This window comes from Halolamina sp. C58 (assembly GCF_051195095.1).
Classification (GTDB): domain Archaea; phylum Halobacteriota; class Halobacteria; order Halobacteriales; family Haloferacaceae; genus Halolamina.
In genome coordinates, this window is sequence record NZ_JBNTJY010000001.1 from 927,671 (window position 1) to 950,685 (window position 23,015).

The window sequence follows — 23,015 nt, forward strand, 5'->3', positions numbered from 1 at the left end:
CCTCAGAACGGGTAGTCCCGGGGCTCCGTCTGGACCGAGATCCACTTCGTCTCGGTGATCTCGTCGAGGAACGCGTCGCTGTTGTAGCCGCCGACGCCGGAGGCGCCGATCCCGCTGAAGGGGACGTGGGCCTCGTCGTTGATCGGCTGGTCGTTGATGTGGACGTTACCGGTCTCCATCCCGTGGGCGATCTCCTCGGCGACCCCGAGGTCGCCGGCGTGGACCGACCCCGAGAGGCCGTACTCGGTGTCGTTCGCGAGTTCGATCGCTTCCTCCACGTCCGAGAACGGGATCACGGGCGCGATCGGGCCGAAGTGCTCGTTACACGCGGCGGCCATCTCCATCGTCACGTCCGACAGCACTGTCGGCGCGACGACGAGCGAATCGTCGACGCCGTCGAGGTCGACCGTCTCACCGCCGGTTTCGAGCGTCGCGCCGGCCTCGACGGTTCGTTCGACGTAGTCGAGCATCTCGTCGCGCTGAGACTCGTCGATGATCGGGCCGACGACGGTGCCCTCGTCGTGGGCGCTCCCGACCGGGAGCGCCTCGGCGCGCTCGGTCAGTCGCTCGACGTACTCGTCGTAGACGCTCTCGTGGACGATGTGGCGGTTGATCGAGATACACACCTGTCCCTGGTGGACGAAGCTACCGAAGACGGCGCCGTCGATCGCACGGTCGAGGTCGGCGTCGCCCGTGACGACGTGGGCGTTGTTGCCGCCGAGCTCCATCGCCGGCACCGCGAGGTTCTCGCCCGCGAGGCCGGCGACGTGGCGGCCGACCTCCGTCGAGCCGGTGAACGCGACCACGTCGCTCTCGGGGTGGCTGGCGACGCGGTCGCCGATCTCGCTGCCCTTGCCGACGACGACGTTCAGGACGCCCTCGGGGAGGCCGGCCTCCTCCAGCAGCTTCGCGAACAGCAGTCCGCCCGTGATCGGGGAGTTCGTCGACGGCTTCAGCACGACGCTGTTGCCCGCGGCGATCGCGGGCGCGACCGCCCGCATCGAGAGGTTCAGCGGGAAGTTCCACGGCGAGATCACTGTCACCACGCCCTTGGGTTCGCGGTAGAGGCGGTTCTCCTTCCCCGGGATGTTCGACGCGGCGGTCTCGCCTTTCATCCGTCGGGGGAGCGTCGCCGCCTCGCCGGCGTGGTCGCTGGCGATCTGGATCGAGGTCTGTCCCATCGCGGGCGAGCCGCCGACCTCGTGGGTCAGCAGCGACGTGATCTCCGCTTCGTGCTCCTCGAGCAGTCCGAGGAGGTTCTGAACCACTTCCGCGCGCCGCGCGGGCGGCTGCTCGGCCCACGACTCCTGCGCTTCCGCGGCGGCCTCGTAGGCGGCGTCCACGTCTGCCTCGACGCCCGCGGGGACCTCGGTGACGATCTCCCGCGTCGAGGGGTCCTCGACGTCGATGGTCTCGCCGCTCTCGCTCGGTACGAACTCGCCGTCGATGTACTGGCTGGTCCAGTCGGCGTCGATAGAGAGGTCGGTCATCGGTGGTTTACCATACGGTCAATAGAGGGAAAAGCGAACCGACGGCGGTGGTCGGCACCGCTACCCTCGCGAGCAGCACGAGCGCCGGCGGCGCTGCCCTTTTTGCCGGCGGCGGCGAGGTACCGGCGATGCCCGAGGGAACACGGATCGCGGCGGTCGACGCCGTGCCGGAGCGTGGCTCGTACCTGTTCAGCGTCGAGGACGCGTTCACCAACGAGCGCGAGGCGATCCTCGTCCCCTGCGAGGACGAGCCCGGCGTCGAGGCGTGGCTCAACAACTGCCCCCACGAGGATCAGCGGTTCGACCGCGGCGACGGCGCGGCGATGCGCGACGGCGAGATCATCTGCCCGAAGCACGGCTCGCTGTTCGACGCCTGCGAGGGCGACTGCGGCAACGGCCCCGCAGCGGGGTCGTCGCTCCGCCCGGTCGAGGTCGCCGTCGCGGACGGCGACGTGTTCCTCGTCGACGACGGCTACACCTACCTCAAGGACGGTGGGCTCGACGACGACGAAGGCCCGAGTTCGACCTCCCACCTCTCGTTCTGAGTCGAGCAGCCGCTGTCGAGGCTGAAAACGGGAAAACGCGTCCGGGCGGCGGGGTGCCAACCGTCGTTCCTGTCGCCGCCGGCGGAGCGCGCGGGTCGCGGTGTCGGCCGCGACCCCGAGAGGGCCGAATCCGAGTCGTTACTCGAAGAGCTCGACGGCCTGCTCGTAGCGGGCCGACGGCTCTTCCCAGTCGACAACCTCGAAGAACGCGTCGATGAAGTCACCACGCGCGGGACCGTAGTCGTAGTAGTAAGAGTGCTCCCACACGTCCAGCGCGAGGATGGGGTGGCTGCCCCAGAGCGCGCCCTGGTCGTGCTTGTCCACCACGACGTTGCGCAGCTGGTTGCTGTAGGAGTCGTAGACGAGGAGTGCCCAGCCGCCGGCAGCGCCGGCAGCCGCCTCGAACTCGCCCTTCCAAGCCTCGTAGGAGCCGAAGTCCTCCGCGATCCGGTCCGCGAGCGCGCCAGAGGGCTCGTCGCCGCCCTCGGGGCTCATCGACTGCCAGAACAGGTCGTGGAGAATGTGTCCCGACCCGTTGTGCGTTACGTCGCCGATGGCGCCCGGTGAGGAGCCGAACTCACCGTTCTCTCGGTTCTCTTCGAGCGTCTCCTCGGCGCTGTTCCAGCCGTTGACGTAGCCCTGATGGTGCGTGTCGTGGTGCCACGTCAGCACCTGCTCGGAGATCGACGGTTCCAGTGCATCGTACTCGTACGGCAGCGGCGGCAGTTCGTAATCCGTCATGCACTCCACCGTACGGGCCGGGACGGTAAGAGCGTTCCCTGAAACGGATTCAAGTTCGATTGTCGAGAGGTAGGAATATCGAGTTGAGAGCGTTTTTCAGCCCTCTATCTGGCTTCTCTGTAAAATATATCGAGAAACAGAGACATATCCGGTTCCGCCGCCGTGACGGTTAAGCGTCCCCGCCGATTTCGTCGAACCATGTCTTTCGACCAAACGGTAAACACCGACGGGCCGCTCCCGGGGGAGACGGTCCGGCACGGGACCGGCGTGAACTCCAATCGCGCGTTCCCGACGGACGGCTACCCGCACAACCTCGACCCGTTCGTGCTGTTCGAGCGGTTCTACATCGAGCCCGACGACGGCTTCCCGACCCACCCCCACAGGGGGTTCGAGATCGTCTCCTACATGATCGACGGCGGGATGGAGCACGGCGACTCGCTGGGCGTGACTCACACCGCCTACCCGGGCGACGCGATGCGGATCACCACCGGCGGCGGCATCGAGCACTCCGAGATGCCCGCCGACGGGGCGGGCTGTAACGGCCTCCAGCTCTGGGTGAACCTGCCCCGCGAGAAGAAGGAGATCGAGGCCGACTACGCCGACGCGGACGCCGAGGAGCTGCCCACCGAGGAGGTCGAGGGCGCGACGATCACGACCGTCGTCGGCGAGGGGTCGCCGCTCTCGCTGCACACCGACATGGAGTACTTCGACGTGCGCGTCGACGGCACGTGGGAGTGGACCACGCCCGAGGGCTGGGCGGGGTTCCTCTACGGCGTCTCGGGCGAGGGGACCGTCGACGGCGAGGCGTTCGGGAAGGGCGACGTGCTGCCGGCGACCGACGCCGGCGGCGTCACCGTCGAGGGCGAGGAGTTCCGCCTCGTCGCCGTCGCCGGCGAGCCCCACGACGAACCGATCAATCAGCGCGGCCCGTTCGTACTCTAGGCCGGCGAGACGACAGTCGCAGTCGATAGCGCCCTCGCGATCGTCGTTGCCGATCCGTCGTCGGCCGCTTCGACCGTCGCAGTCGACTCCGCCTCGGCGGTCTGGAACTGATACACCGTGACGATCCCGAAGTTCTCGACGTACTGTGTCTCCGCGTTAGAGCGGAGCCACTCGCTCGTCGGCGCGTCGAACGGCGCGTTGTACTGGACGTACCAGACAGTTTCATGGTTCGTAAGCGCCGCCGAGAGCTGCTGTTCGGTCCCGGGTGCGAGCCGGGCATCCGGAGTCCCGACGGCCACGTCGGGGTCTATCTGGTAGGCAGCCGGCGTCGGCCCCTCGTCGTAGTACTCGACGTTGGTCCGGGTCCAGCCGGGCTGGTAGACGACTGCCGTGGCGGGGGTCGCCCCTCCCTCAATAGCGGCGGTCGCACCCTCCCAGTCTTCGAACGTCTCCGTGTTGTGGTAGGCGACGCCGCCGACGAGCAGGCCGCTGATCAGAAGCACCACCGCGACTGCACGGGCCGGACGGACGGGGAGGTTCCGGAGCCCGGTGACGACGAGCGCGGAGACGCCGATGCTGGCCGGGAGCGTGTAGCGAGGGATCAGAACGGGGCGGTAGAGCAGAGAGATCAGCAGTGCGCCGCCGACAGTGACTCCCGCCAGCGAGAGCATCTGGGCGACCGCGCGAGTGTGGGTGTCGTCGTCCGGGCGTACGGAGTCGAACACCGCGGCCGTGAGCCCGACCAGCCCGACCGCGGCGACGACGAGCGCGGCGATCCGTGTCGTTTGGGATCCCGCCATGATCGGGTAGATGTCCGGGTAGCCGGCGTACAGCAGCGCCAACTCCTCCAGTAGCTCCGGGGACGGTGCCGGGATCCAGTCCAACGCCGGCCCGTCCTCGCTCCCAGAGGCAAACACCAACCGTGCGAAGAATCCCACGAGCGGGAGCGACAGCACCGCGACACCGAGTACCGCCCGACGCTCCGGACCACGGTCTCGCGACCGAGGAGTCGTGAGCAGTAGGTAGATCCACTGGGCACCGACGACGAAGACGCCGAAGACGTGTGTGTACAATACGCCGGCGGTCGCGAACGCGTACCCCGCCCGCTGGAGCGTGCTCCCGTTCCGGACTGACAGGAACGCGTACCACGACAGCAGCGTCAACAGCGAGAACAGCGCGTACATCCGCGCGGTCCGGCCGAAGTGGACGTGGAACGTCGACACCGAGAGCAGCGCCGCCAGCAACAGCCCGGTTCGATCGTCGAACAGCCGCATCCCGACCGAGTACGCGAGATACACCGCTCCCAGCGAGCAGACCACGGAGAACCACCGCGCCGGGGCTGGACCGTTCCCGAACAACGCCATCCAACCCTTGAGCAGGAGGTAGTACAACGGTGGGTGGGGGTCGTCTGCGAGCAGTAGGTCGGGCAGCGAGAAGCTCGCGCGAACCGCGACGGAGTATATCTCGTCGGACCAAAGGCTCTGTGTGCCGATTCGGGGGATTCGGAGCGCCAGCCCCACCAAGAGTATCAGCCCGAGCAGCGTGTCTCGAAAGATCCCCGACATGGTGTACGTCGGCTCGAACCGATGCTCGTCCAGCGGCTCGTCGGCGTCCGCGATCGCGCGACCGACGTGGGGGGTGTGCTCCCAATCGAACTGGCCGGCGTACGTCTGTACGATCGCACGCACGTCGGCCCCCCACTGGAGCACCCAGTAGGGGAACACCCCAACGGCGACGATCACGGAGCGACGGAGCCGCGTCCCGAGCGGGGCGTCCGACGCGAGCCAGTATCCGAGCAGGTGGAACCCGACTGCCAAGGCGACGAACGCGAGCCCGACGCTCAGAACCGCCCGAACTAGCGAGAGTGGCTGGTACGCCAGTAGTCCCGAAAGGAAGAAGACGACGACGACCGCGGCGATGTTCAGCGGGCCGAGGTGGGGCAGCAGCGACTGATAGGAGAAGTGGAGCTTATGTTTTAGCCCCGAGGGAAGCACCCCGCGGTAGCGCAGGAACGTGTAGACCTTTCCCTTCTGCCACCGCGTCCGCTGGCGGATCCAGTCGTTGACCTCCCGCGGCGACTCCTCGGCAGTGACGACGGGGACGTAGCCCGGCGTGAAGTCGCTGGCCGACAGCAGCAGGCCGATCTCGAAGTCCTCGGTGACGTTCTCCGGATCCCACGGCGTGATCCCGGAGAGGCCGTGGTCGTCGAGCCACGCCCGCGCGGCATCGTCCCACGGGCTCCCGAGTTTCTCCCGGCGGATCCCGTCGATCTCGCGGAGCACCGCGGCGTCGAAGAAGCAGGTCGTCCCCGGGAGCGGCACGTCGTAGCCGATACGGACGAACCCGGGGGCGACCAGCCGGAACCAGTAGCCGTACTCCGCACGAAACAGGAGGTTGATCCACCCGTCAGCCTCGTTGGTCATGTCGAGCACGCCGTGGGTGAAGTCAGGCTCCCCGTGGCTGATCGTCAGGGCGCTGGTCGCGAACAGCGCCTCGTCGACGATGTCTTCGGCGTCGATCACCCCCACGATCTCGGCGGTCGAGTGCTCGAAGCCGTAGTTGAGTGCCCGAGGCTTGTTCGGCGTTCCGGGGTAGTCGGTCGGGACCAGTCGGTGGGTAAACTCGTAGCGGTCGGCGATCCGGTCGACGACCGCGTTCGTCGCGTCGTCGCCCGGCTCCGTCAGGACGGTTACGGTGAGCTTCTCGGCGGGATAGCGCGATGCGGTCGCGGTGCGTACTGCCTCCTCGATGACTGCCGGCTCGTCGTACGCGGCGACGAACACCTCGAGCGTGGGCCACTCTTCGATCGGGACCTCGTCGGGATCGACCACCGTACGGCGACCTCGGAGTCGGTCGACGGCCCGTGACACTGCGAGTTGGACGACCGGCGTGTACGTGTAGAAACTCACCGACGTCCAGACGATCCCCAAGACGACGGCGACGAGCTGTGTCGTCGAGTAGGAGAGCTCCGACAGCGCCGCGAACAGATCTATCGAGTTACTCACAAATCTGGTCGTACTAACGCCTTTCCAAATCTGGGGCCCAAGGGGTGCGATTTTTACGGGCGGAGAGCGATCAACGTGGTATGGCGACGCATGCACAGCGCGACGACCCGACCCCGGCGTCGCTCCCCGACGCCGTCCCGTTCGACCTCCGGAACCTCACGCGACAGAGCTGGAAGCTCGGCAGCCGAATCGTCGACGGCGCCGAGCGCGTCGGCGAGTGGCGGCACACCGAGGGACACTGGACGCTGACGGCGTTCGAGGCGACAGACGAGACGCTCGTCCTCCGGCTCCGGACCCCCGTCGGACGGACTCGGTTCTACGGCGCCATCGAGGCGGAGTTCCGGGAGGCCCGACCGGCGCTCGCGTCGGCGGCGTGGGAGCGCGTCGACGCCTGACGCCTCAGGCTCGCGCTACTCGGAGATAGCTTCGGATCAGCGCGTACACCAGCCCCAGCAGTGCACCCACCACCACCACCGCCGGGCCGACACCCATGGAGATCTCCGTGGGCGTGTTCGTGAACGAGAACAGGTAGGTGATCGTCCCCTCGGTCCCGACGGTGAGCGACTCCACGCCCATCGCCGACAGCACGAACGGGCCAGCGACGGCCAGTACCAGCAGGACGCCGAACGCCGACACCGCCGCGCCGGCGAGCGCGTCCCACACCAGCGAGGTCACCGAGAGCGGACGCGGGCGGTCGCGCTCCGTGCCGATCAGTCGAACGCCGGTTTCGTGATCTTCGAGCCGCACGTGTTTCGGATACCCCAGCAGCGTCAGCGTCATCCACACGTCGGCGACGGCGCCGGCCGCGTTGGCCGCCAGCGGGACGAGCAGCCAGCCCCACTCCAGTGCGAGCATCAGCGGGACACCGACGGCGGTGAGCACCACCAGCGGCGTCAGCAGGATCACGATAAACTGGTTTCGGTTGAACTCCGTGTCGGTCGTCGCGTAGGCGTAGGGCAGGATGAAGTGGGCGACGCCGACGCCGTAGCGGGCCCTCCCGCCGTAGTAGCGTATCGCCAGTCCGTGGAGGAGTTCGTGTGGAACCACGAACGCGACGCTCAGCACGATCAGCGCCACGGCGTTCAGCGCCCCGGTCCACCAGCCCACGTCGGGGGCGAACCGGAACGTCGGGGGCGCGCCGGTGACCGTCTGGAACAGGGCCGCGAACAGCGAAGCCGCGACGACGAACCCCAGCGTCCCGATCGCGCTCATCTGTATCGTCAACGACCGGGTCAGTTCGAGATCGCCGAGAACGACGTCGTCGTCGGACATACAGGAGTCTCCTCGTCACGACGACATATAGTTACGGAACCGACATCTCCCGCGGCCGCCCTACGACGGGACGAGATCCCGGACGCGGTAGCCGGCGTCCTCGATGTCCCGGATGATCCCCTGAATGGCGGCCTCGCTGGGCGTCGTCAGCCGCATGACGAGGTCGGCCTCGCCGACGGGCAGTCCCTCCTCCGAGCGGTCGTGGCGCACGCTGCGGATGTTGGTGTCGTGCTCGCCGATCAGCGACGCGAGCTCGCCGAGCACGCCCGGCTGGTCGTCGATCCGGACCCGGAGCGTGACGAACTGCCGGCGGTCGACCAGCGCGCGGGTCAACACGTCCTGCAGCGTCGCGATGTCGATGTTGCCGCCACAGAGCAGCGGGACGACCGTCCCGTCCACGTCGATCGTCTCCGAGAGCAGCGGCGCGACCGAGGCCGCGGCCGCCCCCTCGGTGAGCTGTTTGGTGCGTTCGAGCAGCCACAGCGTCGCGGTGGCGATCTCGGTGTCGCTCACCGTCACTACCTCGTCGACGCGCTCCTCAATGATCTCGAACGTTCGGTCCGAGAGGCTGCCCGTCGCGATCCCGTCGGCGATCGTGTCGGGGTTCTCGTTCTCGACCGGTTCACCCTTCCGGAGGCTCTCCGGCGCCGTCGCGGCGTCTTCCGCTTGTACCCCGACGACGCGAACGTCGCGATCGGCGGCCTGCATTGCCGTCGCGACGCCGGAGATCAGCCCGCCGCCGCCGATCGGGACGACCACGGTGTCGAGATCGGGCACCTGCTCCAGCAGTTCGAGCCCGAGCGTCCCCTGTCCGGCGATCACCGCGGGGTCGTCGTAGGCGTGGACGAACGCGGTGCCGGGGTCGTCAGCGCGGTCCTGGGCCGCGGCCATCGCTTCCGCGAACGTCTCCCCGCGGAGTTCGACCGTCGCGCCGTACCCCTCGGTGGCGTCGATCTTGGCCTGTGGCGCGGTCTCGGGCATGAACACCAGCGAGTCGAGCCCGCGCTCGGTCGCGGCGTACGCGACCCCCTGCGCGTGGTTGCCCGCGCTCGCGGCGACGACCCGGTCGGCCTCGCCGCGCTCGGCGACCTCGCTGATCCGGTTGTACGCCCCGCGGGGTTTGAACGAGCCGGTCTTCTGGAACTGCTCCAGCTTGAGCCACGCGTCGGCGCCGACGCGCTCGCTGAGCGTCTGGTTGTGCATCACCGGCGTCTCGCGGATCCCCTCGGCGTCGGTGAGGCGCTCGCGGGCCGCGCGCACGTCGTCGAGCGAGACCGTCATCGCCCCACCCCCGCGGCGGGTCGGCTCGGACTGCCGTGTCGGGTCGCGTGGTCGTTCACGCCGTCGAACTGGAGCCGACACCGCCTTAGTCCTTCGTTCGACCGCCGCGAGATCCGCGGCGAACACGACGACGCCGTCGGGACCGGGCGCGGCCGACAGCGCGCCATGGACTTATCTCCCGGGACGACCCAGCGCGGGTATGACCGACTCAGCCGAGCCCTCGCCCGAGGTCGTCTCCGTCGGCGCCGCGACGGTCGATCGGTTCTACGACGTGACGAACCTCCCCGAACCGGACGGCGGCGCGTTCGCCCGCGAGGCCACCGAGCGTTTCGGCGGCGTCGGCGCCAACGTCGCGACCGGCCTCGCGCGACTGGGGCGGGACACCGCCCTCCTCGCGCGGATCGGCCGAGACGACCTCGCTGACCGCGTGCTCGCGGATCTCGAAACGGGCCCCGTCTCGACCGCGCTGGTCCGCCGCGGCGACGGCACGACGACCCACTGTGTGATCCTCCGCGACGACGCCGGCGAGCGCATGATCGTGACGGCGGGCGACTCGACGGTGCAACTCCGACTGGACGACGGCGATCGCGCCGCCGTCCGGGCCGCCGACGCGGTGTTCGTCACCGCGTACGCGCCCGATCCCGTGACCGCGGAGATCGTCGAGATCGCCGCCGAAGACGGCGGCCCCGCGCTCGCGTTCGATCTCTCCGGGCCGCTCGAAGAGCTCCGAGGCCGCGGCACGGAGCCGTCTACGATCGACCGCGTGGTCGAGGTCGCGGACCTGTTCGTCACGGCGGAGGTCGCGGCGGAGTCGTACCTCGACCGCCCCGCGGAAGCGGCCGTCGACGCCCTCCGCGATCGGGGGTGCTCGCGCGGCGCGGTCACGTTCGGCACCGAGGGAGCGACGCTGTTCGACGGCGAGACGACGGCCGACATCTCGGCGTTCGACGTCGACGCGACGGACACGACCGGCGCCGGCGACGCGTTCACCGCGGCGCTGACCGAACGCTGGCTGCTCGGCGGCGCCGACCCCGAGCCGGCGGGGCGGTTCGCGGCGGCCGCGGCGGCGCTGAACTGCCGCGCCGCGGGCGCTCGGGGCGGGCTGCCCGACACGGAGTCCGTCCGGGTGTTCCTCGCGAACCGAGCGGACTGAGCACGTCACCGGCGACGGCGGGACTCCCGTTCGAGACCGGACGGTTTCGGTCGACGGACGAGGGAGGGAGGTCGGACCGACGAACGGCGCGGGACTGACCGCCTATCCGTGCTTCCGGCGGCTAACACTCGTGTCACCGGGTGGTAGTGGTGTCCAAGAACGGCTTTAGGTGAGGGCCACGAAGCTGGTAACACGAGACAACTATGTCCGACGTACCCACCCAAGCCGACGAGAGCGACATCCCCGTCACCGCCGAGAAACCCGACAGCCCCGTCGGGGTCACCGGCGTCGACCACATCACGCTGATCGGGAGCAACGAGGAGGACACCGTCGAGTACTACCGGGACATCCTCGGGATGCCGCTGGTGCTGCGCCAGCCGAACCTCGACAACCCCGACGCGACCCACCTGTTCTTCGACGCCGGCGACGGGCGGATCATCACGTTCTTCGTGAGCGATCGGGACTCCGACAACCGCCCCCAGCGCGTCGGGATGGGCGGGGTCCACCACCTCGCGTTCAGCATCGACGGCGAGCGAATGGCCGAGATCGCCGAGGCGCTGGAGGACCACGGCTACGGCTACAACGAGTTCGACCGCGGCGCGTTCCACTCGCTGTACACCCGGGACCACAACGGCCTCACGATCGAGCTCGCCGCGGACAAGTTCGAGATCCCGGACGACCGCCGGGGCGAGGTGCTGGCCCACGCACAGGCCCACCGCGTCGACGACGGCGACGAGTACGTGAAAGACGAGCACATGCGCGCCGCGCTGGAGGAGCTCGGTATCCCGGTCGAGGAGATCGACATCCCCACTACGGCGTCCTCCGGGACGGGGGGACTGTGAGCGAGCGGGAGCCCGAACTCGACACGCTGTCGCCCGGCGGCGACGGACAGACGACTGCGCCCGACACGCCCGGCATCCACCACGTCTCCGTCGTCAGCGGCGACCCACACGGGACGCTGACGTTCTACCGCGACGTGCTGGGGATGCGGCTCGTCAAGCGAACCGTCAACCACGACGAGCCCGCGGTCCATCACCTCTACTTCGGTGACGCGACAGGGACGCCAGGAACGACGTTCACCGCGTTCCCCTACCCGCTGGACGTCGGCGGCCGTCGCGGTGCCGGGCAGCCAAGCGAGACGACGTTCGCGGTCCCCGAGGGGAGCCTCGCTTACTGGCAGGACCACCTCGCCGACCATGGCGTCGCCGTCGACGACCCCAGCGACCGGTTCGACGAACCGATCCTCACCTTCACCGACCCGGACGGCCTCGACCTCGCGTTGGTCGAGAGCGCCGCCGCGGGCGTCCTCGGGACCGACACACGCGCCGTCGATCCGTGGGACGAGAGCGTCCCGAGCGAGCGGGCGATCCGCGGCGTGCACTCGGTCACCCTGCGCTCGAACAGCCCCTACGTCACTGGCCGCGTGCTGGAGCTGTTCGGCTTCGGCCTCGTCGGACAGGAAGGCGAGCGCGTTCGCTACGTCGCCGGCGCCGACGGCGTCGAGACCGAAGGGCTGGGCGCCGACACGACCGATCTCGCCCGATCACCGACGCCGGGAACCGTGATCGATCTCTTCGCTCGCGAGGAGCCGTGGGGGAAGGAGGGCGCCGGAACTGGCCACCACGTCGCGCTCCGGGTGCCCGACCGCGCGGCGCTCGACGCGTGGCACGACCGACTGCTCGACGCCGGGCTCTCCCCGTCGCCGCCCCGGGATCGCTACTACTTCGACTCGGTGTACGTCCGCGACCCCGGCGGCGTGCTGTTCGAGCTCGCGACCGACGGCCCCGGGCTCACACGCGACGAGCCGACCGACGAACTCGGAAGCGACCTCCGACTCCCACCGTGGTTGGAAGAGGACGAGTGGATGCTCCGCGAGCAGCTCCCGCCGCTCGACGAACCCGTGGCGGGCGGCGCCGATCCGGAACGGCGGGACGCGACCGATGAGTAACCCCCCGACCGTCGGCGGCGAGGGTCCCCACGCGGGCCAGCCGATACTGACCGCGGGCGCGCCGACGGGCGCCGCGGAGGCGGCGCTGGTCCTGCTTCACGGTCGCGGGGCCCGTCCGGGCACCGTGCTCGACCTCGCGGACGAACTCGGCCGCTCCGGCGTGACCCACATCGCGCCGGAAGCGTACCACAGCAGTTGGTACCCGCACTCGTTCATGGCCGAGCGCGACGTGAACCAGCCACACCTCGATTCGGCGCTTCGCGCCGTGGACGACGCGGTCGAACTGGCGCTCGACGCCGGCGTCCCGCGTGAGAAGGTACTCGTGCTCGGCTTCTCGCAAGGCGGCTGTCTGGCTAGCGAGTACGTGTATCGCAACCCCGAACGCTACGGCGGCTTGGCCGCACTCAGCGGCGCCTTGATCGGCCCGGAGCGGACGACGTGGCCCGACGCCGACGAGGAGAGCCTCGACGGGACGCCCGTCTTCTTCGGCTGCGACGAGGACGATCCGCAAGTCCCCGCGTTCCGGGTCCGGGAGTCCGCCGACGCCTACCGCGAGCGCGGCGCCGACGTGACAGAACGGCTCTACGAGGGGCTGGGCCATCAGGTGAACGAAAACGAGATGGACTGGATCCGCCACACTCTCGACGATCTGCTCGACTGATCGGACGAACCCTTTTGAGCGAGAGCGCGGGCAGGCCCGTCGATGCGCTGAGAACCGACCCGGGGCGTCTGCGGGTGTGCGGCCACACGCCTCGGGCATGCGGCGGCCGCCTGTTCGCTCCCTGCGTCGACAGCGACGGCTACTCCCGGACCTCGTCGGCGGCGGCGACCAGCTCCCGGGTCCGCTCCTCGCTCACGGGGTCGCCGGAGGCCGACCCCGACTTGAGCGCGGTGCCGACGATGACGCCGTCGGCGATCGAGAGGATCTCTCCGACCGTGTCGGCGGAGACACCGCTGCCCACGAACAGCGGCACGTCCAGCCCGAACTCCTCGCGGCGGTCGGCGGCTCGCTGGAGCTCCTCCCGGTCGACGGCGTGGCCAGTGCCCATCCCCGAGACGACCGTGGCGTCGGCCAGCCCGCGCTCGACGTTGTCGGCGAAGGACTCGGCAGTGAAATCGTCGGCAGCGATGGGTGCGGAGTGTTTCACGTCGTGGTCGGCGAACACCGCCACGTCGGCGCCGAGGCGCTCGCGCTCCCGCATCGTCTCGTAGGCTTTCCCCTCGATGATCCCCTGGTCGGCGACGCGCGCCCCGGTGTGGACGTTGACGCGCATGAACTCCGCGCCGACGGCTTGTGCGACCGCGAGATCCGCGGCCGCGTCGTTCCGGAGCACGTTCACGCCCACCGGCAGGTCGACCTCGTCGGCGACCGCGCCCGCGGCGTGGGTCATTGAGGCGACGACGTGCTTCGGAACGTCGTCGGGGTAGAACGGCGCGTCACCGAAGTTCTCGACCATCACGGCGTCGACGCCGCCGGCCTCGAGTGCGCGTGCGTCGGCACGCGCCCGCTCGATCACGCCCGCGCGGTCGCCGTCGAACTTCGGCGCGCCCGGCAGCGGATCGAGGTGGACCATCCCGACGATCGGTTGGCTCCGCCCGAAGGTGGTTTCGAGATCCATAGCCGAGCGTCGAACCCGCCCGGGTAAGCTCTGACGACTCCGGCTCGAAACGGCGCTACGCCCAGAGCTCGGTCTTCTCACGGAGCCCGCCGGTGATGATCGAACGCACGGCTTCGATCTCGCCGTCGACTTCGGCGGTGTTCTCGAGCAGCACGGTCTCGCTGGGGAACAGCTGTTCACCCAGCACGAGGCCGTGGTCGCGAGCAGTGTTCCCGGTCACGGTGAGATAGACACCGACGCCGGCCTCGGCGATGGCGGCCTCCTCCTCTTGCCCGTTCTCGGGGTAGACGAACTCGACGCCGTCGAGCGCGTCCATCCCCAGCACCGCTTCCACCAGCCGCTCGTAGCGTGGCGAGATACAGAGCGGCCCCTCGTAGTCGGCGAGGAACGCCCGGTCGAGGTCGGTGCCGGAGGGGACGGTTTCGGGCGTTCCGAGCAGCGTGTGGTACACCGTGTCACCGAGCCCGGTGACGACGCGCACGTCGGACTCCGTCGGGTCGATCCGTTCGTTGACGGCGGCGAGGTTGTCGACGCCCTCCGGGCCGAGGGAGACGACCTCCTCCAGCACCAGATCGGCGGCGTCGAACCCGAGCGCGAACTCGTGGGTCCGCAGCGCGCGGAACGGCTCCTCCCGGCCCACGAGGTGGACTGGCGTGCCGTCGAGCTCGACGGTGAGGCTGTCGAAGACGATCCGCCGCGGCTTCCCCTTCCGGTCGTCACGGAGCAGCGTGAACTCCGGCCCCATCGAGTCGGCCGGCGCGGAGTACTCGAGCAGCCGCTCGTAGCTCCCCTTCTCGGCGGTCTGTTCGCCCTTCGTGATCGCCTTCTCGTAGCGGAGCACGGAGGTCACCTGATCGACCGTCGCGTCGGCGTCGGGCGTGTCGGCGACGGTGGCGACCCGCTCCAGCACCGCCTCCAGCGGCCGCCCCTTGCGGGGAACCGCGACGGGTACCGGCTCAGTCATTACCCGTGCGACGGGGCCGACGGAAAAAGCGGTTGCGGAAGGGGCGTGTCACAACGGCTAAGCCGCGTCGGCTCGCCCCAACCGACGTGATCAACGGTGACGGCCGCTGAGACGGTGCTTCTCGTCGGCGTCGTGCTCGCCGTATGGGGTGCGGCCAGCGTGCTGTTCGACGCGGCCCTCGGCGGCGGGAACCGCCGGTTCGTCGCGTACCTCGTCGGACTGCTGCTCGGGCTGGCGCTCGTCGGCTATCTGCTGGTGACGCGCCTCTGAGATCGGGCCCCAAGCGGGCACCGCCTCAGTGCTCGTCGCCGGCGAACTCCACCCGCGTCCCGTCGTATCGGCAGTCTTCCAGCGCGTGTTTGGCGTCGATCCCCGCGTCGTGGGGCGTGGGACCGAACCCGACGCCGACTTTGAGCTCCACGTCGGCGTCGTCGCTGACGTGTTCGATGGCGTCCTGATACTCGGCCTCGTCCATCTCCGGGACGATCGAGATCACGTTGTCGCCGCCGACGAAGAAGGAGAGGGCGCCGTGGGCCTCACGCATGTACCGCATCAGGCTGGCGTACGCCTGCTCGATACGGATGAACGAGTCGAACTCGTTCAGCCGGTCGGTGTACTTCCCGGTCGCGTCGTTCACGTCGAAGTGAGCGATCGACACGTCGCCGGCCTCGGGCGGCCGGTACTCGCCGCCGAGCACCTCGCGTCGGCCGCGATCCTGTGCGCTGCCCGCCTCTTGGACGCGCTCGGTCGCGCCCTCCAGTGCCTCGATCGGGACGGGATCGATCGCGGTGCCGAGGCTAACGGAGATCGGGTAGCGGTTACCGACCGACTCCTGCAGGAGTTCGTGGTCGGACCGGTCGAGGCCGTTGGTGACGGCGACCATGTTGTCGAACCGGGTGAAGAAGGCGTAGCCGTCCCGGGAGCCGACGAACTGTGCGATGTCCGCGAACAGCCGGGACTGCAGCGTCTGCAGGTCCATCTCCCGGCGGGGTTCGGGCTCGACGGTCCACGGGCCGTAGTTGTCGATCTGGATGTGGGTGAGCTGCGGACGTGTCACGTTACCCGAGGTAGGGTGGCTGTCGCAGTTGTAGTTTGGTATTCCCGAATGCGTGACGCTACCGCAGCGGCGACAACAGGAGCCCGGCGTAGTACCTCGGTGCGCTCTTCCGCGAGCGGGCCAGCGCGACTCGCAGCGCGTTCGCGGCGTCGTCGAACACGCCCGGTCCGTGGCCGACGAGCACGCTGTCGGGAGAGAGGCCGCCGAGCGCGGTCCGCGGCGGGAACAGCCGCAGTGCGGGGTGGACGCCCAATCGCTCCGCCCCGGTTCTGAAGAACTCGGCCGTGCCGACGGCCTCGGGGACGATCAGCGTCCCGCGATCGCGGTCGTACAGCGCCACCTCGTGCCAGAAGCGGTTGTCGACGACCGTGATCGTTCGGAACTCGGTGTCGGGGAGCGCCCGGCTGTACAGCTCGGTCTCGGCGTCGAGTTCGTCGGCGACGCCCGAGAGCGGTTCGGGCAGCGAAACCCGCACATCGTGGCGCCGGGCGACCGCGGCGGCGTCGCGCTTGTGGCGGTCGAGCAACAGCGTCACGCCGGCAACCTCGCCCAGATCCGCGAGTTCGTCGTCGAGCCCCGGGGCGTCGACGGGGTCGATCACCCAGAGGCCGTCGTCCGTCTCGATCGCGTGGCTGGTGCGGTGCATCTCGCCGACCTCTTCGGCGAGCGTCCAACTGATACCGCCGTCCCAGCGGTCGACGACGTCGAGCGTGCTCATACCCCGAGTTCGGGCCGACGGTGCTTAACTGTCGGCGGCACCGGACCGCCCCAGTGCTTACCCGGCTCACGCCCCTACCGGGAGCCATGAGTGACGAGATCGCCGCGGCGTTCGACGGTATCGACCCGGCCGATGTGCCCGAATCGGTCGACCGTGCGGCGCTGGAGCGAATGCGCACCGTCGCGATGGTGCTCGACGAGTCGATCGAGATCCCCGTGATCGAGTACCGGATCGGCGTCGACCCGCTGCTCTCGATGCTCCCGGGGGTCGGCGACGCGCTCAGCGCCGGCATCTCGCTGTACGTCGTGATCGAGTCGGCCCGGCTGGGCGTCTCGTTCACGACCTTACTGGGGATGCTCGCCCGGATAACCGTCGATTTCGCCGGCGGCTCGATCCCGTTCGTCGGGCCGGCGTTCGACGCGGTGTTCAAGGCGAACAAGTGGAACGTCGAGGCCGCGATGGACGACCTGTTCGGCGACGTGCCCGAGGAGGACGACGACGCGGTGACGATCCCGGTCACGACGCCGGAGTAGCCCGAGCGGCGCCTTTTCGACCCTGCCGACCGTAGGACCCCCCATGAGCTACGACGGCGCGATCCTCGACGTGGACGGCACGGTGGTCCGGGGCGAGCGGCTGCTTCCGGGGGCCGAGGCCGGCCTCGAGACGCTCGCCGAACGGGGGATCCGGCGGCTGTTCGTCTCCAACAACCCCACGCGGCCGCCGGCGGCGTACGCCGAGAAGCTCCGGCGCACGGGCGTCGACGCCGCCAGCGAGGAGATTCTCACCGCCGGCGCGAGCACGGTCGCGTACCTCGGCCGCCACCACGCCGGCGAGACGGTGTACCTCGTCGGCGAGCGCGGCCTGCGTGAACAGTTGGAGAACGCGGGGTTCGACACCGTCGTCGCCGGCAGACACGGCAACCCCGAGCGCGGCGTCGACGTGGCGGTGGTGTCGATCGACCGCGAGTTCGACTACGACACGCTCACGACCGCCGCGCGGACCGTCCGGAGCGAGGCGCTGCCCATCGTCGGGAGCGACCCCGACGCGGTGATCCCCGCCGCCGACGGCGACGTACCGGGCTCGGGTGCGATGATCGCCGCGGTCACCGGCACGGCCGAGCGCGAGCCCGACGCGGTGCTCGGCAAACCCCACGCGATCACCCGAGAGCTGGCGCTCGACCGGCTCGGCTGCGAGGCGGCGGACTGTCTGGTCGTCGGCGACCGCCTCGACACGGATATCGCGCTGGCCGCCGACACAGGGATGACGACCGTGCTCGTGCGCTCGGGCGTGACCGACGAGGGCCGGCTCGCCCGCTCGACCGTGACGCCGGACTACGTCGTGGACGACCTCTCGGGGATCGAGTCGGTACTCGACGGGACCGCGCCGCGGTACGACTGAGCCGGAGTCGAACCGCTTAACCGCGGTTCCGTCGCATCGACGGGCATGAGCGAGCCACGCATTCTGGTGACCAACGACGACGGGATCGAGAGCCCGGGGTTCCGGGCGCTGTACGAGGCGCTCGAAACGGTGGGCGACCCGGTCGCGGTCGCGCCGTACTCGAACCAGAGCGCCGTCGGCCGCGCTCGCTCCTTCGAGGCGACGGTCCACGAGTACGAACTCGGCTACGCGGTCGAGGGGACGCCCGTGGACTGCGTGATCGCCGGCGTCGAGGCGCTCTGCCCCGACGTGGACGTGGTCGTCGCCGGCTGCAACAAGGGGGCCAACCTCGGCTCCTACGTGATGGGCCGCTCGGGCACCGTCTCCGCGGCCGTCGAAGCGACGTTCTTCGACGTGCCCGCGATCGCCGTCTCCCAGTACGTCCCGACGACCGACGACGAGGAGTTCGAGAACCTCACCCCGCCGAAGGAGGCGTACGCCGACGCCTGCGACGCCGCGGCGTACCTGGTCAAGGAGTCGCTCGGCTCGGGCGTGTTCGACGAGGCGGATTACCTCAACGTCAACGCCCCCGCGCCCGACTCGGCCGAGGGCCGGCCGCCGATGACCGTCACCGAGCCGTCGCCGCTGTACGCGATGACCGCCGAGTTCGACGGCGAGACGATCCGGCTCGAGGACAACATCTGGCAGCGGATGCAGCGCGGCGACATCCCCGACGAGGACGGCACCGACCGCCGTGCGGTCGTCGACGGCGAGATCAGCGTCTCGCCGCTCGCGGCGCCGCACTCGGTTGAGCGCCACGACCACCTCGACGAGCTGGCGGCGACGTATCGGGTCTGACCGGTTCTCAGTTGTACGTCTCGACTCGCAGCACCGTCACGCGCGTCCCGTCGTGGACGGCGACGACCCGCCCGTTCCCCCCGTGGAACGTCACGTTCCGCACGGTCACCGACTCGTTGGCCCGCGGCAGCGGCCGACGGACCGTGTCGTTCCCCTCGCTCACGAGGAGGTGGAACGACTCGTTCCCGGCGACGACCGAGACGTTCTGGTTCGCGACACGCGGCTCCGCCCGGGCGGGGCCGGAGGTGAACACCGTCCGCCGTTCGTCGCCGTCTTCGAGCGCCACCGCGTAGGCGGTGCCGCCGCCGACCGCGGTCCAGCCGCGACGGACTGCGGTTACCGTCTCCCGCCAGCCGACCCCGCCGACGACGACCGTCGCGCGACCGTTGGACGCGAGCCGTCCCCGCGGGACGACCGACAGCCAGACCCCCCTGTCGCGGTTCGAGACGATCACCCCCGAGGTGGTGACCTGTGTGGTCTCCCCGAACAGCGTGGCGGGGATCGCCGACACGAGTTCGTTCTCGACGCCCTCCGCGTAGGTGACTTCGTACCCCCGAACGGTGACTGGCTCGCCCGGCAGATCGCCCTGTGTCGAGACGAGGTTAACCGCGACCGCGGGCCCCGACAGCACCGCCGCGACGATCACGATCAACGCGACCGCGATCTGCCGGACGGAGAGGTCCACGAGCCGGGTGTCGCCGGAGCGAGCGGGCTCACTGTCCCGGAGACGCCCGAACGGGCGATGTTCCGGGGCGGTGACGGCGACGACGATCAACGCCGCCGCCAGCGCGACGAGGCCGAGCCCGACGGCGCGGTAGAGTACGTACTCGGTGCCGCCGCGGTACCAGTACACAGCCCAGAGCGACTGTGCGCTGGCGAGCAGGAGCGCGCCGGTGAACAGTCGAGACGGCGACGGGGTGTCGATCGGACGACGCCGGAGCAGCAGCGCGCCCAGTACCACCCCCGCGAGCAGGCCGATCGCGTGGCCCTGAATCGCGATGTCGGCGAACCACGGCGTGACGAACCGCGAACGCCCCGAGGCGGTGATCGTCGGGTCCCGGAGCGCGTTGTAGAGGAGGTTCAGCAGGTCCGATCCCACCAGCGCCAGCACCGTCCCCAGCGGGTAGCGCACCAGCGCGAAGCCGGCGAACGCGAACACGACGCCCGAGAAGCCAATCACGGCGCCGACCGTGAACAGCGTGAGAACGACGCCGACGACGGCGACCGCGAGCGGGAACAGCAGGAACGCGCGAGCGATCGGATCGTACCGCAACGCGGCGAGGCGTTCGCGGCGCGTCGACGGCTCGTAGTGGGGTGACCGCCCCGTCGCTGGGTAGTGGCCGACCGCGTACTCCACGATCGGCGCGAGCGTGAGCGCACCGAAGAGGTTGCCGAGCAGGTGGCCCGGGCCGGCGTGGGCGAAGCCGGCGACGAGCATCCCCAGCGGCTCGGCGTACGACCACGCGCGGAACGGGAGCACGACCGGGCGGTACCAGTGCCAGTAGCCGCCCTGCAGGAACAGGTACACCGCGAGCACCCCCGAGACGGTGACGAGCGTCCCCCACGGGACGCCGAGGACGAACCGCTCGCGGAGGCGAGCCGGGAGGCGGCCGTCGTCGAGGCGGAGCGCGAGGGCGGCGCCGGCGAGCAGCGCGACGACGACGAACGCGCGCTGGAGCAGCCCCCACGGGACCGCGCCGAACTGGAGGGCGAGCGACACGGACATGGGCGTAGTAGTGCCGTCACCGCCCTTGAAAGCTCGCCCGAGAGCGTTCGGGGCCTACTCGGCCAGCCGCCAGAGATCCGTCTGGGGCTCGACGACGTACTCGACGCCGTCCTCGGTCACGCGGACCATCTCCTCCTGCCCGACGTACCCCCACTCGGTGTCGAGGCCGAGCTCGATCGTGTACAGTTCGCCGGGGCGGACCTCTCCCTCGACGGACTCGCCGTAGCGGTCCCACTCCGGGCCGAGCAGCGTGCCGCCGTCGTGGGCGCTCCGCCCGACTTGGTGGCCGAGGGCGTGATCGAACAGCTCGCGGTCCCGCGCGACCAGTTCCGCGCGGGCGCGAGCGTCGACGCGGTGACCGACGGCGCCGGGTTCGAGCTCCTCGTACCCCGCCTCGATCGCGGCGCGGACGTCCTCGAACGCCTCGACGAGCCCCGCGGGCGGCTCCCCCCGGACCCAGAGCCGCTGGAGGTCGGCCGCGTAGCCGTCGCACACGACGCCGAAGTCGACGTGGAGCAGTTCCCCCTCGGGAACCGTTCGATCGCTGGGGAGCGTGTGGCCTACGTCGGCGTCGCCGCCGGCGTGGACGGTCGGGCAGTACTCCCACGACCACGCGCTGTCGTAGCCGGCCTCGCGCATCCGCCCGTGGAGGTAGTCCGCCACCTCGGCCTCGGTCGTCTCGGGCGTCCACTCGTCGGCGGCGTCGTGGAGCAGGTCCAGCGTCGTTTCGGCGGCCGCCGTGACGCGCTCGTGTTCGGTGTCGGACTTGATCCCGCGTACGTCCGCGACGATCCCGCCGGCGCCGACGAACTCCCGGTCCGGCAGCAGGTCGGTGAGCCGCAGGTACATCCCGTGGGTGAGCCCGTCGGCGACGTTGTCGTCGCGGTCGAAGTTGATCGCGACCGTCTCGGCCCCCGAGAGCGCCGCCCGGAGCTGCTCCTCGATCGACTCGTCGTACGGCCGAACCTCGTGGACCCCGAGCTCCTCCGCGGTCGGCGCGTCGTGCTGGCCGAGCACGACCGTCGACTCCTCGGGGCCGATCACGACCGCAGTCGGCCAGACCACGTCGAACCCCAGCACGTACGGCAGCGTCGGCTCGTGGATCTCGTCGGTCTCCCGGCAGAAGATCAGCCACGCGTCGGCGTCGCTGTCGGCGACGGCGTCGCGGGCCTGTTCGACTTTCTCCGCAACGAGGCTCGCGTCCATACCCCCTCCTGCGTCGGCCCGGGCTTAGTTCCGGGGGCTGTCGCCCCGACTCCGGCACGAGCGTTTATACCGATCGGCTCGTGATGTGTGGACGAGTAGCACAGGTGGTGTGCCGTGATAGGGAAGCTACGCCGGGGCGTCGACGGGCTCATCGACCGGATCAGGCCGTCGCGGATCCGCCCGACGGAGCCGCCGGAGACGTTCGTCGACGCCGAGGGGCGGGAGGTACGAATCCGACCGTACCGCGAGGGCGACTTCGAGGGGCTCGTCGAGATGTACGACGAGTTCGACCCCGAACTGCGGGCGCAGGGGACGCCCCCGATCGGCGCCGAGAACATCGAGGCGTGGCTCGACGACCTCCGCGACGGCGTGAACGTCGTCGCGATCTACGACGGGCGGCCCGTCGGCCACGTGAGCTTCGTCCCCGACGGCACCGACCGCCACGAGCTCGCGATCTTCGTCCATCAGGAGTACCAGCACGCCGGGATCGGCAGCCGGCTCATGGCGAACGGGCTGGGGTACGCCCGCGAACAGGGCGTCAGATACGTCTGGCTCACCGTCGAGTCGTGGAAGCGCGGCATCCAGCGGTTCTACAGCCGCGCCGGCTTCTCGACGGTGAACCCGATGGGCGCCGCCCACCGGATGTCCCGGACGCTGTGAGCCGTCGACACGGCTACCGCCCGAGCAGGGCGGAGCCGGCGAGGTAGACGCCGACCGCGACGGCCAGCGCGGCCGGGAGCCCCAGCAGGAGGTCGGGACCGCGAACGAAGCCGAGCGCGAGGGCGGCGATCGCGCCGAGTTCGAGCCCGAGCCCGAACAGCCCCGGCCCGGCGGCGCGATCGATCCGCTTGGCCGCCTGACCCAGCCCGGCTTCGCCCCCCTCAGTCGCGGCCGAGAGGCTGAGGAACCACGGGAGGAAGAGGAACGCCCCGGCCCCGGAGAGGCCGCCGACGGCGACGCCGTAGGGGACGCTTTCGAGCGTTACCACGCCGACAGCGGTGAAGGCGACGATCTGCATCAGGGCCGATCCGACGCCGATGGCGGTGAGGGTCCGTTCGCTGGGTTCGTCGGTGGTGGAGGACACGGCCGGGCTGTCGGCGAGCCAACCCATAA

24 protein-coding genes are annotated in these 23,015 nt (G+C 69.9%); 12 read left to right on the forward strand and 12 right to left on the reverse strand.

All coding sequences use genetic code 11. The annotated features are described in order from the left end of the window. Positions 1-2: 2 nt before the first annotated feature. Positions 3-1,490: an aldehyde dehydrogenase family protein gene (locus ACQUSM_RS04830; RefSeq protein WP_435116288.1), complete on the reverse strand. Its 1,488-nt coding sequence runs from the start codon at positions 1,488-1,490 to the stop codon at positions 3-5. A 128-nt stretch (positions 1,491-1,618) separates the two neighbouring features. Between ACQUSM_RS04830 and ACQUSM_RS04835 the strand changes: the two genes are divergently transcribed. After that, positions 1,619-2,035: a Rieske (2Fe-2S) protein gene (locus tag ACQUSM_RS04835; RefSeq protein ID WP_435116290.1), complete on the forward strand. Its 417-nt coding sequence runs from the start codon at positions 1,619-1,621 to the stop codon at positions 2,033-2,035. Positions 2,036-2,173: 138 nt separating this feature from the next. Here ACQUSM_RS04835 and sod read toward each other — a convergent pair whose 3' ends face one another. Beyond that, complete coding sequence (gene sod / locus ACQUSM_RS04840; protein ID WP_435116292.1) at positions 2,174-2,776, reverse strand: superoxide dismutase; 603 nt, start codon at positions 2,774-2,776, stop codon at positions 2,174-2,176. Positions 2,777-2,974: 198 nt separating this feature from the next. Between sod and ACQUSM_RS04845 the strand changes: the two genes are divergently transcribed. Next, positions 2,975-3,718 (forward strand): pirin family protein, encoded by a 744-nt coding sequence (locus tag ACQUSM_RS04845; RefSeq protein ID WP_435116294.1) that lies wholly within the window; start codon positions 2,975-2,977, stop codon positions 3,716-3,718. Here ACQUSM_RS04845 and ACQUSM_RS04850 read toward each other — a convergent pair. After that, positions 3,715-6,723, reverse strand: a complete 3,009-nt coding sequence (locus ACQUSM_RS04850; RefSeq protein WP_435116296.1) for a glycosyltransferase — start codon at positions 6,721-6,723, stop codon at positions 3,715-3,717. The two genes, ACQUSM_RS04845 and ACQUSM_RS04850, sit on opposite strands and share 4 nt — an antisense overlap. Before the next feature lie 80 nt (positions 6,724-6,803). Here ACQUSM_RS04850 and ACQUSM_RS04855 point away from each other — a divergent pair, with 80 nt between their 5' ends. Further along, positions 6,804-7,118 carry a hypothetical protein gene (locus ACQUSM_RS04855; RefSeq protein WP_435116298.1) on the forward strand — a complete coding sequence of 105 codons (315 nt, stop codon included), beginning with the start codon at positions 6,804-6,806 and terminating at the stop codon, positions 7,116-7,118. Between the two features lie 4 nt (positions 7,119-7,122). Here the strand turns inward: ACQUSM_RS04855 and ACQUSM_RS04860 are convergent, their stop codons facing one another. Continuing rightward, positions 7,123-7,995, reverse strand: a complete 873-nt coding sequence (locus ACQUSM_RS04860) for a DUF3267 domain-containing protein (RefSeq protein WP_435116300.1) — start codon at positions 7,993-7,995, stop codon at positions 7,123-7,125. A gap of 60 nt (positions 7,996-8,055) precedes the next feature. After that, complete coding sequence (gene ilvA, locus ACQUSM_RS04865; RefSeq protein ID WP_435116302.1) at positions 8,056-9,276, reverse strand: threonine ammonia-lyase; 1,221 nt, start codon at positions 9,274-9,276, stop codon at positions 8,056-8,058. A 199-nt stretch (positions 9,277-9,475) separates the two neighbouring features. On the opposite strand from ilvA, the gene ACQUSM_RS04870 reads away from it, so the two are divergent. The 4 genes from ACQUSM_RS04870 to ACQUSM_RS04885 all read left to right on the forward strand — a co-directional run bounded on the left by ACQUSM_RS04870 (position 9,476) and on the right by ACQUSM_RS04885 (position 13,038). Next, entirely contained in the window at positions 9,476-10,429 is a 954-nt protein-coding gene (locus tag ACQUSM_RS04870) for a carbohydrate kinase family protein (RefSeq protein ID WP_435116304.1), read from the forward strand. Positions 10,430-10,632: 203 nt separating this feature from the next. After that, positions 10,633-11,271 carry a VOC family protein gene (locus ACQUSM_RS04875; RefSeq protein WP_435116306.1) on the forward strand — a complete coding sequence of 213 codons (639 nt, stop codon included), beginning with the start codon at positions 10,633-10,635 and terminating at the stop codon, positions 11,269-11,271. After that, positions 11,268-12,377, forward strand: a complete 1,110-nt coding sequence (locus ACQUSM_RS04880; RefSeq protein WP_435116308.1) for a VOC family protein — start codon at positions 11,268-11,270, stop codon at positions 12,375-12,377. The genes ACQUSM_RS04875 and ACQUSM_RS04880 overlap by 4 nt, the downstream gene beginning before the upstream one ends. Beyond that, positions 12,370-13,038: an alpha/beta hydrolase gene (locus ACQUSM_RS04885; protein WP_435116310.1), complete on the forward strand. Its 669-nt coding sequence runs from the start codon at positions 12,370-12,372 to the stop codon at positions 13,036-13,038. The genes ACQUSM_RS04880 and ACQUSM_RS04885 overlap by 8 nt, the downstream gene beginning before the upstream one ends. 139 nt (positions 13,039-13,177) lie before the next feature. Here ACQUSM_RS04885 and ACQUSM_RS04890 read toward each other — a convergent pair whose 3' ends face one another. After that, on the reverse strand, positions 13,178-13,996 hold the full coding sequence (locus ACQUSM_RS04890; protein ID WP_435116312.1) for a BtpA/SgcQ family protein: 819 nt from the start codon (positions 13,994-13,996) through the stop codon (positions 13,178-13,180). A 55-nt stretch (positions 13,997-14,051) separates the two neighbouring features. Next, positions 14,052-14,960 carry a hypothetical protein gene (locus ACQUSM_RS04895; protein ID WP_435116314.1) on the reverse strand — a complete coding sequence of 303 codons (909 nt, stop codon included), beginning with the start codon at positions 14,958-14,960 and terminating at the stop codon, positions 14,052-14,054. Positions 14,961-15,056: 96 nt separating this feature from the next. On the opposite strand from ACQUSM_RS04895, the gene ACQUSM_RS04900 reads away from it, so the two are divergent. Next, complete coding sequence (locus tag ACQUSM_RS04900) at positions 15,057-15,230, forward strand: hypothetical protein (protein ID WP_435116316.1); 174 nt, start codon at positions 15,057-15,059, stop codon at positions 15,228-15,230. Positions 15,231-15,255: 25 nt separating this feature from the next. On the opposite strand, the gene ACQUSM_RS04905 is transcribed toward ACQUSM_RS04900, so the two are convergent. Next, positions 15,256-16,017, reverse strand: a complete 762-nt coding sequence (locus ACQUSM_RS04905; protein WP_435116318.1) for a GTP cyclohydrolase III — start codon at positions 16,015-16,017, stop codon at positions 15,256-15,258. A gap of 58 nt (positions 16,018-16,075) precedes the next feature. Further along, positions 16,076-16,735 (reverse strand): hypothetical protein, encoded by a 660-nt coding sequence (locus tag ACQUSM_RS04910; protein WP_435116320.1) that lies wholly within the window; start codon positions 16,733-16,735, stop codon positions 16,076-16,078. 86 nt (positions 16,736-16,821) lie between these two features. Between ACQUSM_RS04910 and ACQUSM_RS04915 the strand changes: the two genes are divergently transcribed. Genes ACQUSM_RS04915 through surE form a run of 3 tightly spaced genes read left to right on the forward strand, consistent with a single transcriptional unit; the run spans position 16,822 to position 18,970 of the window. Further along, entirely contained in the window at positions 16,822-17,268 is a 447-nt protein-coding gene (locus ACQUSM_RS04915) for a DUF4112 domain-containing protein (RefSeq protein ID WP_435116322.1), read from the forward strand. A gap of 43 nt (positions 17,269-17,311) precedes the next feature. Next, on the forward strand, positions 17,312-18,133 hold the full coding sequence (locus ACQUSM_RS04920; RefSeq protein ID WP_435116324.1) for an HAD-IIA family hydrolase: 822 nt from the start codon (positions 17,312-17,314) through the stop codon (positions 18,131-18,133). Between the two features lie 45 nt (positions 18,134-18,178). After that, the gene (gene surE, locus ACQUSM_RS04925) at positions 18,179-18,970 is read left to right on the forward strand and encodes a 5'/3'-nucleotidase SurE (protein ID WP_435116326.1); all 792 of its coding nucleotides are present in this window, start codon (positions 18,179-18,181) and stop codon (positions 18,968-18,970) included. 7 nt (positions 18,971-18,977) lie between these two features. Here surE and ACQUSM_RS04930 read toward each other — a convergent pair whose 3' ends face one another. Both ACQUSM_RS04930 and ACQUSM_RS04935 read right to left on the reverse strand, forming a co-directional pair. Further along, a complete protein-coding gene (locus ACQUSM_RS04930; protein ID WP_435116328.1) occupies positions 18,978-20,696 on the reverse strand; it encodes a rhomboid family intramembrane serine protease in 1,719 nt (572 codons plus the stop codon). 54 nt (positions 20,697-20,750) lie between these two features. Next, positions 20,751-21,902, reverse strand: a complete 1,152-nt coding sequence (locus ACQUSM_RS04935; protein WP_435116330.1) for a M24 family metallopeptidase — start codon at positions 21,900-21,902, stop codon at positions 20,751-20,753. 114 nt (positions 21,903-22,016) lie between these two features. Here ACQUSM_RS04935 and ACQUSM_RS04940 point away from each other — a divergent pair, with 114 nt between their 5' ends. Next, positions 22,017-22,562, forward strand: a complete 546-nt coding sequence (locus ACQUSM_RS04940; RefSeq protein WP_435116332.1) for a GNAT family N-acetyltransferase — start codon at positions 22,017-22,019, stop codon at positions 22,560-22,562. 13 nt (positions 22,563-22,575) lie between these two features. Here ACQUSM_RS04940 and ACQUSM_RS04945 read toward each other — a convergent pair whose 3' ends face one another. Next, the gene (locus ACQUSM_RS04945; RefSeq protein ID WP_435116334.1) at positions 22,576-22,986 is read right to left on the reverse strand and encodes a hypothetical protein; all 411 of its coding nucleotides are present in this window, start codon (positions 22,984-22,986) and stop codon (positions 22,576-22,578) included. Between the last annotated feature and the right edge of the window lie 29 nt (positions 22,987-23,015).

Bases quoted from the DNA above. Each gene is read 5' to 3' on its own strand.
- ACQUSM_RS04845 (WP_435116294.1), top strand. From the start codon at position 2,975: ATGTCTTTCGACCAAACGGTAAACACCGACGGGCCGCTCCCGGGGGAG.
- ACQUSM_RS04870 (WP_435116304.1), top strand. From the start codon at position 9,476: ATGACCGACTCAGCCGAGCCCTCGCCCGAGGTCGTCTCCGTCGGCGCC.
- ACQUSM_RS04890 (WP_435116312.1), bottom strand. From the start codon at position 13,996: ATGGATCTCGAAACCACCTTCGGGCGGAGCCAACCGATCGTCGGGATG.
- ACQUSM_RS04920 (WP_435116324.1), top strand. From the start codon at position 17,312: ATGAGCTACGACGGCGCGATCCTCGACGTGGACGGCACGGTGGTCCGG.
- ACQUSM_RS04930 (WP_435116328.1), bottom strand. From the start codon at position 20,696: ATGTCCGTGTCGCTCGCCCTCCAGTTCGGCGCGGTCCCGTGGGGGCTG.
- ACQUSM_RS04835 (WP_435116290.1), top strand. From the start codon at position 1,619: ATGCCCGAGGGAACACGGATCGCGGCGGTCGACGCCGTGCCGGAGCGT.
- ACQUSM_RS04885 (WP_435116310.1), top strand. From the start codon at position 12,370: ATGAGTAACCCCCCGACCGTCGGCGGCGAGGGTCCCCACGCGGGCCAG.
- surE (WP_435116326.1), top strand. From the start codon at position 18,179: ATGAGCGAGCCACGCATTCTGGTGACCAACGACGACGGGATCGAGAGC.
- ACQUSM_RS04935 (WP_435116330.1), bottom strand. From the start codon at position 21,902: ATGGACGCGAGCCTCGTTGCGGAGAAAGTCGAACAGGCCCGCGACGCC.
- ACQUSM_RS04915 (WP_435116322.1), top strand. From the start codon at position 16,822: ATGAGTGACGAGATCGCCGCGGCGTTCGACGGTATCGACCCGGCCGAT.
- ACQUSM_RS04910 (WP_435116320.1), bottom strand. From the start codon at position 16,735: ATGAGCACGCTCGACGTCGTCGACCGCTGGGACGGCGGTATCAGTTGG.
- ACQUSM_RS04895 (WP_435116314.1), bottom strand. From the start codon at position 14,960: ATGACTGAGCCGGTACCCGTCGCGGTTCCCCGCAAGGGGCGGCCGCTG.
- ACQUSM_RS04830 (WP_435116288.1), bottom strand. From the start codon at position 1,490: ATGACCGACCTCTCTATCGACGCCGACTGGACCAGCCAGTACATCGAC.
- ilvA (WP_435116302.1), bottom strand. From the start codon at position 9,276: ATGACGGTCTCGCTCGACGACGTGCGCGCGGCCCGCGAGCGCCTCACC.
- ACQUSM_RS04855 (WP_435116298.1), top strand. From the start codon at position 6,804: ATGGCGACGCATGCACAGCGCGACGACCCGACCCCGGCGTCGCTCCCC.
- ACQUSM_RS04860 (WP_435116300.1), bottom strand. From the start codon at position 7,995: ATGTCCGACGACGACGTCGTTCTCGGCGATCTCGAACTGACCCGGTCG.
- ACQUSM_RS04875 (WP_435116306.1), top strand. From the start codon at position 10,633: ATGTCCGACGTACCCACCCAAGCCGACGAGAGCGACATCCCCGTCACC.
- sod (WP_435116292.1), bottom strand. From the start codon at position 2,776: ATGACGGATTACGAACTGCCGCCGCTGCCGTACGAGTACGATGCACTG.